The organism is Pseudomonas delhiensis, assembly GCF_900187975.1.
GTDB classification, from domain to species: Bacteria; Pseudomonadota; Gammaproteobacteria; order Pseudomonadales; family Pseudomonadaceae; genus Pseudomonas; species Pseudomonas delhiensis.
Window position 1 is genome coordinate 169401 of record NZ_FZPC01000003.1, and the last position, 11809, is coordinate 181209.

8 protein-coding genes are annotated in these 11809 nt (G+C 67.4%); 3 read left to right on the forward strand and 5 right to left on the reverse strand.

The features are described 5' to 3' along the window. Nucleotides 1-15: 15 nt before the first annotated feature. The 3 genes from CHC02_RS03880 to CHC02_RS03895 form a co-directional block, all read right to left on the reverse strand. Nucleotides 16-1635: an NADP-dependent glyceraldehyde-3-phosphate dehydrogenase gene (locus CHC02_RS03880; RefSeq protein WP_089390198.1), complete on the reverse strand. Its 1620-nt coding sequence runs from the start codon at nt 1633-1635 to the stop codon at nt 16-18. Nucleotides 1636-1932: 297 nt separating this feature from the next. Beyond that, complete coding sequence (locus CHC02_RS03890) at nt 1933-3285, reverse strand: GntP family permease (RefSeq protein WP_089390200.1); 1353 nt, start codon at nt 3283-3285, stop codon at nt 1933-1935. 74 nt (nt 3286-3359) lie between these two features. Continuing rightward, nucleotides 3360-3881, reverse strand: a complete 522-nt coding sequence (locus tag CHC02_RS03895) for a gluconokinase (protein WP_089390201.1) — start codon at nt 3879-3881, stop codon at nt 3360-3362. Between the two features lie 204 nt (nt 3882-4085). On the opposite strand from CHC02_RS03895, the gene gntR reads away from it, so the two are divergent. From gntR to CHC02_RS03910, 3 genes are all read left to right on the forward strand, one after another. Beyond that, on the forward strand, nt 4086-5120 hold the full coding sequence (gntR, locus tag CHC02_RS03900; RefSeq protein ID WP_089390202.1) for an HTH-type transcriptional regulator GntR: 1035 nt from the start codon (nt 4086-4088) through the stop codon (nt 5118-5120). A 248-nt stretch (nt 5121-5368) separates the two neighbouring features. Continuing rightward, the gene (locus CHC02_RS03905; protein WP_167364768.1) at nt 5369-8026 is read left to right on the forward strand and encodes a bifunctional diguanylate cyclase/phosphodiesterase; all 2658 of its coding nucleotides are present in this window, start codon (nt 5369-5371) and stop codon (nt 8024-8026) included. Nucleotides 8027-8310: 284 nt separating this feature from the next. Continuing rightward, complete coding sequence (locus CHC02_RS03910) at nt 8311-9642, forward strand: OprD family porin (RefSeq protein WP_089390204.1); 1332 nt, start codon at nt 8311-8313, stop codon at nt 9640-9642. Between the two features lie 668 nt (nt 9643-10310). On the opposite strand, the gene CHC02_RS03915 is transcribed toward CHC02_RS03910, so the two are convergent. Then, nucleotides 10311-10778 carry a hypothetical protein gene (locus tag CHC02_RS03915; protein WP_139210167.1) on the reverse strand — a complete coding sequence of 156 codons (468 nt, stop codon included), beginning with the start codon at nt 10776-10778 and terminating at the stop codon, nt 10311-10313. Nucleotides 10779-11264: 486 nt separating this feature from the next. Continuing rightward, nucleotides 11265-11720, reverse strand: a complete 456-nt coding sequence (locus CHC02_RS29835) for a hypothetical protein (RefSeq protein ID WP_139210166.1) — start codon at nt 11718-11720, stop codon at nt 11265-11267. Nucleotides 11721-11809 lie beyond the last annotated feature (89 nt).

The following is an 11809-nucleotide window of genomic DNA, read 5'->3' on the forward strand; positions in this document are numbered from 1 at the left end:
GGCGCCTGCCTGGCTTCAGAAGATGTAGTCGGTGGTCAGGAAGTTCGACTCGCGGCCCTGGATGATCTCGCTGATCAGCGCCTTGTTGGCGGCGTTGAAGCGCGTCGCCACCAGGGTGCGGATGGAGAAGGTGCGCAGCGCGTCGTGCACCGACAGGGTGCCCTCGGCGGAGTTCTTGCGGCCGTTGAACGGGTAGGTGTCCGGGCCGCGCTGGCACTGGGCGTTGAGGTTGATGCGGCCGACCTGGTTGGCGAAGGCGTCCACCAGCCGGCCGACCTGCCCGGGGTCGTCGCCGAACAGGCTCAGCTGCTGGCCGTAGTCGGACTGCAGCACGTAGTCGATCACTTCCTCGAGTTCGCGGTAGGGCACCACCGGCACCAGCGGGCCGAACTGCTCCTCGTGGTACAGGCGCATCTGCGCCGTCACCGGGCTGAGCAGGGCGGGGTAGAAGAAGCTCTCGCGGGACTCGCCGCCGCCGGCGTTGATCACCTTGGCGCCTTTCTCCAGGGCGTCTGCCAGCAGGCCGTTCAGGTAGTCCACCTTGCCCGGCTCGGGCAGCGGCGTCAGCGCCACGCCCGGCTCCCAGGGCATGCCCGGCCTGAGCTGGGCCAGGCGCGCGCTGAACTTGTCGAGGAAGCCCTGCAGCACGCTTTCGTGGACGAACAGGATCTTCAGCGCGGTGCAGCGCTGGCCGTTGAACGACAGGGCGCCGGTGATGGCTTCCTCCACGGCGTTGTCCAGGTCCACCTGCGGCAGCACGATGCCGGGGTTCTTCGCGTCCAGGCCCAGGGCCGCGCGCAGGCGGTGCGGGCGCGGGTGCAGGCGCTTGAGGTCGGCGGCGCCCTTGTGCGTGCCGATGAAGGCGAACACGTCCACCTTGCCGCTGGCCATCAGCGCCGAGACGGTCTCGCGGCCTCGGCCGTAGATGATGTTGATCACCCCCGGCGGGAAGCTGTCGCGGAAGGCCTCCAGCAGCGGGCGCACCAGCAGCACGCCGAACTTGGCCGGCTTGAACACCACGGTGTTGCCCATGATCAGCGCCGGGATCAGGGTGGTGAAGGTCTCGTTCAGCGGGTAGTTGTAGGGGCCCATGCATAGCGCCACGCCCAGCGGCACGCGGCGGATCTGGCCGAGGGTGCCCTGTTCCAGCTCGAAGCGGCTGGAGCGGCGGTCCAGCTCCTTGAGCGCGTCTATGGTGTCGACGATGTAGTCGCAGGTGCGGTCGAATTCCTTCTCCGAATCCTTGAGGTTCTTGCCGATCTCCCACATCAGCAGGCGCACCACCGCCTCGCGCTGCTCGCGCATGCGCGCCAGGAAGGTCTCCACGTGCTGGATGCGCTCGGCCACCCGCAGGTTGGGCCACAGGCCCTGGCCATTGTCGTAGGCGGCCACCGCGGCGTCGAGGGCGCCCAGCGCGGCCTCGGCGTCCAGCAGCGGGGTGCTGCCGAGGATCACCTGCCGTTCGCCTTCGGCGGTCTTCAGGAAGATCGGGCTGCGCACCGGCGCCAGCGGGCCGTCCCAGCGGCGCAGCTCGCCGTTCACCAGGTAGTCGCGCTGCTCCACCGGCGCGTCGGGGCGCCAGGTCTCGGGGATGTCGTCGATGGCGGGGAACAGGGTGTCGAGGTTGTGGCTCATGGTTCCTCCCTCGGGGTGGGGCGCCAGGGCGCCCGAACTGAGGTTCCAGTGCGTCGCGCTGAAGGTGAATCGTTTCAGCTTGCACATGTCGGCAAGCCCGGTAAAGGGTTTTTCAGCGGGTCGGGACGTTCGGTCGCAGCGGCGCCAGGGGCGCGCCGAGCAACTCCTGCTGCTCGGCGTAGCGCTCGCGCACGTCGAAGTCGCGCGGCCAGTCGCGCGGTTCGGCGGGGCGGGGGCGGGCTGGGGTTGCGTGGCGGACATCGGCGGTACTCCTTTCACGGGGGAAGCCGGTGGTCCTCAGACCACCAGCGAAAGCAGCAGGATGAACACCAGGCCGACCACGGAGAGGATGGTCTCCATGGCCGTCCAGGTCTTGAAGGTCTCGGCGACGCTCATGTTGAAGTACTGCTTGACCAGCCAGAACCCGGCGTCGTTGACGTGGGAGAGGATCAGCGAGCCGGCGCCGGTGGCCAGCACCAGCAGCTCGCGGTTCACCCCGGGGATCATCCCCACCACCGGCACCACGATGCCGGCGCCGGTGATGGTGGCGACCGTGGCCGAGCCGGTGGCGATGCGGATCACCGCCGCCACCAGCCAGGCCAGCAGGATCGGCGAGATCTGCGCCTGCACGGCCAGGTGGCCGATCACGTCGCCCACGCCGCTGGCCACCAGCATCTGCTTGAAGCCGCCGCCGGCGCCGATGATCATCACGATGGCCGCGGTGGGCGCCAGGCTCTGGTCGAGCAGCTTGAGGATCTTCTGCGAGCCGAAGCCGCGGGCGTAGCCAAAGGTGTACAGGGCCAGCAGCAGCGCCAGGAGCAGGGCGGTGATGGGGTGGCCGATCATGTCCATCCAGGCGCGGAAGGCGTGGCCGTCGGGCAGCAGCACGTCGGCGAAGGTCTTCAGCAGCATCAGGAACACCGGCAGCAGCACGGTCAGCAGGGTGATGCCGAAGCTGGGCAGGTTGCCGGTCTCCGGCTCGTGGGCGATCTGCGCCACCAGCTCCTCGGAGGGGCTGCCGGGGATCACCCGGGCGATCCAGGCGCCGAACAGCGGGCCGGCGATGGCCGCGGTGGGCAGGGCGACGATCAGGCCGTAGAGGATGGTCTTGCCGATGTCGGCGCCGAACACGCCGATGGCCAGCAGCGGGCCCGGGTGCGGCGGTACCAGGCCGTGCACGGCGGACAGGCCGGCCAGCAGCGGGATGCCGATCTTGATCAGCGACACGCCGCTGCGCCGGGCGACGATGAACACCAGCGGGATCAGCAGGATGAAGCCGATCTCGAAGAACAGCGGGATGCCCACCAGGAAGGCCGCCAGCATCATCGCCCAGTGCACCCGGCGCTCGCCGAAGGCGTCGATCAGGGTGCGGGCGATCTGATCGGCGCCGCCGGACTCGGCCATCATCTTGCCGAGCATGGTGCCCAGGGCGAGGATGATGCCGACGAAGCCGAGCACCCCGCCGAAGCCGTCCTGGAAGGCCTTGACGATCTGCGCCACGGGCATGCCCGAGGTCAGGCCGAGGAAGCCGGCGGCGATGATCAGGGCGAGGAAGGGGTGGATCTTGAAGCGGGTGATCAGCAGGATCAGGCCGATGATGGTGACCAGCGCATCCAGCAGCAGGTAGGTGTCGTGGGACAGACCGAACATGGCGGGGCTCCCTTGTCGTTGTTTTTACGGGCGTTTTGGGATAGCGCTGTCTTCAGCGCGCGGCAAAAACTTGCTCAGGCCGGCTCGTGGGCGCGCCACCAGGCCAGGGCCTGTTCGACGATGCGTTCCACCGGCAGGGTGGCATCCACGGCGAGGGTCAGGGGTTCGTCGTGGGGTGGCTCCAGGGCGGCGAACTGGCTGTCCACCAGGGTCGCCGGCATGAAGTGCCCGGGGCGCTCGGCGACGCGGCGCGCGGCTTCGTCGCGGGGCAGTTCGAGGAATACCACGCCCAGGCCCGGCACGGCCTGGCGCAGGCGTTCGCGGTAGGCCAGCTTGAGCGCCGAGCAGGTCAGCACCGGGCGCTGGCCGGCGGCCACGGCCTGGCTCAGCAGCTCGGCCAGGGTGGCCAGCCAGCCGGCGCGGTCGTCGTCGGTCAGGGGGATGCCGGCGCTCATCTTGCGGATGTTCTCGGCCGGGTGGAAGGTGTCGCCCTCGATCTCGTGGGCGCCGCTGGCGCGGCACAGCGCCTGGCTGACGCTGGTCTTCCCGCAGCCGGAGACACCCATGATCAGCAGGGCGTGGATGGGGGGGAGCATATCGCACCTCGGTGGGGAGACAGCGCTGTCTTTGTAAGTCGAAGCCAAAAGCATGGGGCTGCCTCCGCTTTCTTGTCATTCTAGTGCTTGCGCATGGTGTCGGCGGTTTTTCCGCCGCAGCGCGACCCGGGGCTTTCAGGCAATTGCCGGGTTCGCGAGACAGCGCTACCTTAGTGCCTCGATTTTCGTTTGGCAAGCCAGCCGATGCCCTCCCCGAAGAAGAACGACAAGCACTCCCGCGCCAGCGGCCGCCCCACCCTGAACGAAGTGGCGCAGCGCGCCGGCGTCAGCCCCATCACCGCCTCCCGCGCCCTGCGCGGCGTCAGCAGCGTCGCCGAGGCGCTGGTGCTGAAGGTGCGCGAGGCCGCCGCCGAGCTGGGCTACGTGGCCAACCCCGCGGCGCGGGCGCTGGCCTCGGCGCAGAGCCACAGCGTGGTGGTGCTGGTGCCGTCGCTGTCCAACCAGCTGTTCGTCGACACCCTCGAAGCCATCCACGGCGTGCTGCGGCCCCAGGGCCTGGAGGTGCTGATCGGCAACTTCCACTACTCGCGCGACGAGGAGGAAGACCTGATCCGCAACTACCTGGCCTACCAGCCGCGGGGCCTGCTGCTCACCGGCTTCGAGCGCACCGAGAGCGCCCGGCGGATGGTCGAGGCCAGCGGCGTGCCCTGCGTCTACATGATGGACCTGGACCACAGCCCCGGCCTGCACTGCGTGGGCTTCTCGCAGATCGCCGCGGGCATGGCCGCCGCCGAGCACCTGCTGGCCGGCGGGCGCAAGCGCCTGGCCTATGTCGGCGCGCAGCTGGACCAGCGCACCCTGCTGCGTGGCGAGGGCTTCCGCCGCGCCCTGCAGAAGGCCGGCCGCTACGACCCGGCGCTGGAGCTGCTGACCCCGCGGCCGTCCTCGGTGGGCCTGGGCGGCGAGCTGTTCCGCCAGCTGCTGGCCGCGCAGCCGGACGTCGAGGGCATCTTCTTCGGCAACGACGACCTGGCCCAGGGCGCCCTGCTGGAGGCGCTGCGCCAGGGCATCGCGGTGCCGGAGCAGATCGCCGTGGTCGGCTTCAACGACCTGCCCAGCTCGGCCTACATGGTGCCGCGCCTGTCCAGCATCCGCACCCCGCGCGAGGCCATCGGCCGGCGTGCCGCCGAGACACTGCTGGCGCTGATCGCCGGGCGGCCGATCGCCGAGCCGGTGCAGGACCTGGGCTTCGAGCTGATGGTGCGCGAGAGCAGCTGACGAGGGTATTTCTGCCGATCTCGCGGCGTCCGCGGCCGCCGCGCTTCGTTTTCCGGGCCCGGCGGTCGCCTTGCTCCGTGGCCGGCCGGGCGCATCGCAGAGCGCCCCGCCCGTCGTTCGACGGCCGGTACTGGGGAATACCGCCGGTCTGCCGATAAGCATCGGGTACCCGACCGATGGTTGATTGGATGGTGGCTAGATGCCATAACCGGGTTCGATACTCCCGCTGCAGTCACAGACGGATCTACATGACCAGCAACTTCGATGTCTTCACCCACGCCCGGGGAGGCTCGCGCCGACAGCGCATCGGCGTGCTCTTCTATGCCGGCGTGCTGCTGGTGCTCACCCTGCTGGTCGGGCTGAGCGGCTGGAGCGTGTACCGCGACTACCGCAGCAGCACCGACCAGGTGCGGCAGAACCTGTCCGCCCTGGCCCGCTCCCTGGAGGGCTACATCAGCGCGCTGCTGCTGCAGAGCTACGGCAGCATCTACGCGGTGTCGGAGGACCTGCAGGGCCTGGCCGAGCGCGCCGACGCCCGGCAGGTGCGCGACAAGCTGGCGCAGGCGATGCGCTACGACCCGGTGTCGACCTACCTGTTCGTCCTGCGCGACGGCCACCTCTACGCCGTGGACGGCCACGGCCAGCCGGCCGAGGAACACCTGCGCCCGCTGCTCGCCCTGGGCGACCTGCCGGCCAGCGAGCGCCCGGCCTTCGGCCACACGCTGCGCGGCCCCAATGGCGGCTTCCTGTTGCCGATGTACGTCGGCCAGCGCGGCGCCGACGGCCGCACCCAGCGCGTCGGCGCGCTGATCGACACCGCCCGCGTCGGCGACCTGCTGCGCCGCCTGGGCCTGGCCGAGCAGATGAACGCCGGCATGATCGACAACTCCGGCACCGTGCTCTACCGCACCCCCGACGCCCTGAACATGATCGGCCGGCGCCTGCCGGAGTGGTCGCCGCTGTTCCCGCGCCTGGGCCGCCCGGACTTCGCCCTGGTCGAGGGCCTGGGCATCACCGGCGAGCCGTCGCTGTTCGCCGACGCGCCCTCGGCGAGCTTCCCGATCCACGCCGTGGTCGGCCAGGCCTCGGCCAGCTACCTGCTGCCCTGGCTCAAGCGCGCCGGCTTCAGCGCGGTGCTGCTGGCCATCTGCGCCCTGGCCCTGGGCCTGTCGGCCTGGCAGCTGCGCCGGCTGATCGGCGAGATCAGCCAGAACGGGCGCTTCTATCGCCAGCTGTTCACCAACATCAACGACGGCGTGCTGCTGATCGGCGTGGACGGCCGGGTGCGCGCCGCCAATGAGTGCGCCGCGCGCATGTTCGGCGTCGACACGCCGGACCGCCTGGTCGGCCTGCTGCCCTCGGAACTGTCGCCGGAGCGCCAGCCGGACGGGCGCCTGTCGCTGGTCGCCAGCCGCGCCAACCTCGAGGGCCTGCTCAGCGGCGAGCTGCACGAGGTGGACAGCGAGTGGCAGTTCCTGCGCCGCGATACCTACCTGCCGTTCGACTGCGAGGCGCACGCCACGCGCTTCAGCTGGCAGCAGAACACCCTGTTGCTGCTGGTGCTGCACGACATCACCGAACGCAAGCGCTACCTCGCCGAGCAGGAGTACCTGGCCAACCACGACTCGCTCACCGGCCTGCCCAACCGCTACTGGCTCGGCCGCCACATCGAGCAGCGCATCGCCCGCGGCGACGGGCGCTTCGGCATCCTGCTGCTGGACATGAACCGCTTCAAGGAAGTCAACGACACCCTCGGCCACCAGCACGGCGACAGCGTCCTGCAGCAGGTCGGCGCGCGCCTGGGCGCCTGGCTGCGGACCCAGGAGGCGGAGATCGCCCGCCTGGGCGGCGACGAGATGGCGGTGGTCAGCTGCGCCCTGGACGACGAGGGCGGCGTGCCGGGGTTGTGCCAGGGCATCGCGCGCATCCTGCGCCAGCCGCTGTCCGCCGGCGGCATCCAGCTGGAGCTGTCGGCCAGCATCGGCGTGGCCCTCTACCCCGACCACGGCGACACCCCCGGCGACCTGCTGCGCTGCGCCGACATCGCCATGTACCAGGCCAAGCACGGCCGCCGCGACTTCCTCCTGTACCAGCGCTGCGACGACACCTACACCCCCGAACGCCTGGCCCTGCACACCTGGCTGGGGCGGGCGATCCGCGAGGGCGGGCTGCAGCTGCACTACCAGCCCAAGGTGCGCCTGGCCGACGGCCAGGTGGTCGGCTTCGAGGCCCTGCTGCGCTGGCAGCACCCCGAGCGCGGCATGATCCCGCCCGGCGAATTCATCCCCATGGCCGAGTCCACCGAGCTGATCCACCCGCTCACCCGCTGGGTGCTGGACGAGGCCCTGCGCCAGCTACGGGCCTGGAGCGAGCACGGCCTGGAAACCTGCATGGCGGTGAACATCAGCGCCAACAACCTGCGCAACCCGCACTTCGTCAGCGAGCTGCAGGGCCTGCTGGCGCGCCACGGCATCGCCGGCTCCATGGTCGAGCTGGAAGTCACCGAAGGTACCCTGCTGGAGGACCCGGAGCTGGCCCTGCGCAGCCTGCAGGCGATCCGCGACCTGGAGGTGACGCTGTCGATCGACGACTTCGGCACCGGCTACTCGTCCCTGGCCTACCTCAAGCGCCTGCCGGTGCAGGTGCTGAAGATCGACCGCACCTTCGTCTCCGGCATGGCCGACAACTTCTCCGACGCCATGATCGTGCAGTCGACCATCGCCCTGGGCCACAACTTCGGCATGCAGGTGGTGGCCGAGGGCGTCGAGGACGCGGCCACGGCCGCCGCCCTGGCGCGGCTGGGCTGCGACATCGCCCAGGGCTACCACTTCGGCCGCCCGATGGGCGCCGCCCAGGTGATGGACTGGCGCCTGCGGCGGCAACTGGAAGTCTTCGGCCTGGGTTGAGACCGGTCCTCGGTCCTTGCCTCGATGCAGTAGTGCGCTACCACTATTACATTTTTGTTAAAAGACCTTTGCCTATATCCGGATTCAAATAGCCCTTCGATCCGGCATCATGTCCCCACTCCGCCAGGGGAATAGAGCGGGGCGCGGAAGTACTTCCACTACAGAAACATACATTCGCTCGGCCATGACTGTTACGCGTGGCTGAACATTTGTTCCTGCCTACAAGAAAAGCTGGCCATCACGCTTGCCACTGGCCGGCACTCCAAGACTCAAGGGGCAACTCCATGAAGCACCTCAAACGCAGCATGCTCGTGCTCGCCGTTTCCACCGCCGCCATGCAACTGGCCCATGCCGAACCCTTCGTCAGCGACCAGGCCGACGCCAAGGGCTTCCTCGAGGACAGCCACCTCGACCTGCTGCTGCGCAACTTCTACTACAACCATGACGGCAAGAACGGCGACAGCGACCAGCGCGACTGGACCCAGGGCATCTTTGCCACCTACAGCTCCGGCTACACCCAGGGCACCGTCGGCTTCGGCGTCGACGCCTACGGCTACCTGGGCATCAAGCTCGACGGCGGCTCCGGCACCGCCGAAACCGGCAACCTGCCGGTGGACCGCCACGGCAACCCGGAAGACGACTACGGCAAGGCCGGCGGCGCGCTGAAGGTGCGTGTCTCCAAGACCGAGCTGAAATTCGGCGACATGCAGCCCACCGCCCCGGTCTTCGCCGCCGGCGGCACCCGCCTGATGCCGCAGACCGCCAAGGGCTTCGCCCTGATGAGCAGCGAGCTGCAGGGCCTGGACCTGGAGGCCGGCCACTACACCGCCGGCACCAGCCCGGTGACCACCAGCCACACCGGCGGCATCTGGGCCACCTACGCCAACGTCGAGGCCGACAGCGCCGACTTCGTCGGCGGCCGCTACGCCATCACCCCGGACCTGAGCGTGTCGCTCTACGCCGCCGAGCTGGAAGACATCTGGCGCCAGTACTACGGCAACGCCAACTACACCCTGGCGCTGGGCGGCGACCAGTCGCTGGGCTTCGACTTCAACATCTACCGCACCAACGACTACGGCCAGGCCAAGGCCGGCCGCATCGACAACACCGCCTGGTCGTTCGCCACCGCCTACTCGTTCCTGCAGGCGCACACCCTGACCCTGGCCTTCCAGAAGGTGCAGGGCGACACCCCGTTCGACTACGTGGGCTTCGGCGACAACGGCGCGGGCGCCGCCGGCGACTCCATCTTCCTGGCCAACTCGGTGCAGTACTCCGACTTCAACGGCCCGGGCGAGCGCAGCTGGCAGGCGCGCTACGACCTGGCGATGGACACCTACGGCGTACCCGGCCTGAGCTTCATGGCCCGCTACATCAACGGCACCAACATCGACGGCGAGCACATGGCCAGCGACAGCCCGTACCGCGGCTACGGCTACGGCAGCGACGGCAGCCACCACGAGACCGACGTGGAAGCCAAGTACGTGGTCCAGTCCGGCCCGGCCAAGGACCTGTCCTTGCGCCTGCGCCAGGCCTTCCACCGCGGCAACGCCGACCAGGCCGAGGCCGACAACAACGAACTGCGGCTGATCGTCGACTACCCGCTGTCGATTCTCTGACGCGCCGCTCTCTTGGGGAAGTTGCCGCGCGATAAAAGCAGCTTCCCCAAGAGTTCCCCGCAGATTGTTACGTTTTCGCTGAAGGTGTTTCCCAGGACAGGGAATTTATCTGAAGCCGGCTGGTCGTTAACGTATTACCCATCTGATTCGGCCCGCCGTACAGCGGTTATTCCCGAATCCCTGCTCCTGACGTTGATTAAATCGTGATTGCTCAATTCAACGTCCTTCCAGCCGCTCCGCCAGGGGCGGTTTTTTTTTGCCCGAGAAGAACACCGTCCCGCTCCTGCACCACGCCATCCCCGTAGGGCGCATAACGCCTACGGCGTTATCCGCCACCATTCCCGGACACCGGCATCCCGGCCGACGGCGGATAACCGCGAACGGTTACTCGCCCTACGCCACCCCGTCCACGCCATTCCCGTGTAGAAGCGGACTCCGTCCGCGATAGCCGCAGGCCCCGGGTTCCTCTATTCGGCAGGGAAGTCTACTTGCCCGAGACGAGGAGGCCTGGTGCAGGCTGGTCATTGGGGCGAAGAGAGACTGATTGGAAGCCGCATCATGGTGATTCGTGTTCCGGCGCAGAGTCACCGGTGGCTGGAAGGGGGCTCGATGTCGCCAAGGTGGGTCGACAGCGCACAACGTGGAGTCCAGAGCCATCCTTTTTCGTTTCAAGCCGTGGTGTTCACCCCGGTTCCACTAGTGCTGCTGCCAGATTCCGTCAATGCCTCGGAGTAGGCGGCATAGGCGCTTGCCACCGCTGCGCTGGCGGTCGCGACACGCGCCCGGGCAGCTTGCTCCTGCACCTGGCGGGCCTGCTTCTCCTCCTCGGTCTGGTTGCCGCCGCCCTCGCTGACCTTGGCAAGTTCCTGTTCGGCTTCCTGCAGTTCCTTTTGCGCCTGTTCCACCGCCTCCTTGAGCTTCTCCAGCGTGCTGTCGGAGGTGCTGCTGGAAGTGCTGCTCCCTCCAGCACCACCCGCGCCACCGGCCTGCGCCAAACCGCTCGTATTGGTTTGGGACGAACTCGTTGCACTAGAAGCAGTGCTGCTGTCGTCACTCGTCGACGAGGTGGCGGTGGATGAACTGGATGAGGTGGTGAAGCGGAGATTCATGTTGCTGACGGACGAGATGCTGGACATCGGAAGGCTCCGGATCGTGATGGATACCCGACATGGCGGCCTTTGTAGGGAAACCTTTAGCGTGGTTTGTTAGCGGCTTGGTATCGATCTGGATACTTGATTTGGGAAAGGTGCGGATGGTGGAAAAGAGAGTGGAATATAGAAAGTTAATCCCCCTTTTCCGTGCGGCCGTGGCGATGGGTATCGCTTCGCTCAACCCATCCTACGACGGCGTTTCTCCTGCATCTGTGGGAGCAACTGTCTTGCGGCCTGCGCCGAGATGCTCTTCGTAGGAGCGAGCTTGCTCGCGAACAAACGCGGTGCCATGCGGTTCGCGAGCAAGCTCGCTCCTACGAAAATCTACGCCAGCCAGTGGTGTAGGACTTTGTCCGCGATAGCCACAGGCTTCGGCACGATTCGCGCCGTATCTGAGGCAGTTACAGGCTGTCTGTCGTGAATTGAGTGCGGGCTGAAGTTGCAGGCCGGGCCGCTCTAAGTCCGTCCTCTCTATGAGGGGTAAGTGATATCCACCCGGATCAAGGGCAGTTCATTGGCATCGAACGCGCAGTGATAAGAGTCGCCGATAGTGCCATCAGCATTGGCTTCTCGCTTGGGAAGAGGCTCGCATTTGAGTGTGTAGGTGATGCCGCCGTCCACAACGGAATAGCCTTTGGTTGCGTCCTGTGGCGAGAGAGAACCAACGAATCCCTGTGCGCCGGCCAATTCGATCACCGGCCCGCCGAATACATCGTATTTCTGCGTCTTCGAACATAGACGGCCATGGACGAGCCTGTTGCCGATGGTGTTGCTACCGTCGGTGCAGAAGCTGACTTGCAGCCATTTAGTCAGGGTGAACTGCTGCGTTGCCACTTCGGTTTTAGGTGCGGGCGGCGGTCCGCTTTGGCAAGCGGAAAGAAGAAGTGCGGTGGAGAGTATTCCTGTGACTTTCGCGGCGAGATTCATCGGCCATCCTCCATGAGCATTCAGAAATGACCATAGTGCAGCAACGGCCATGGAGGTGGAAGAAGGCCTCTGGGGAGTGACGTCTGAAA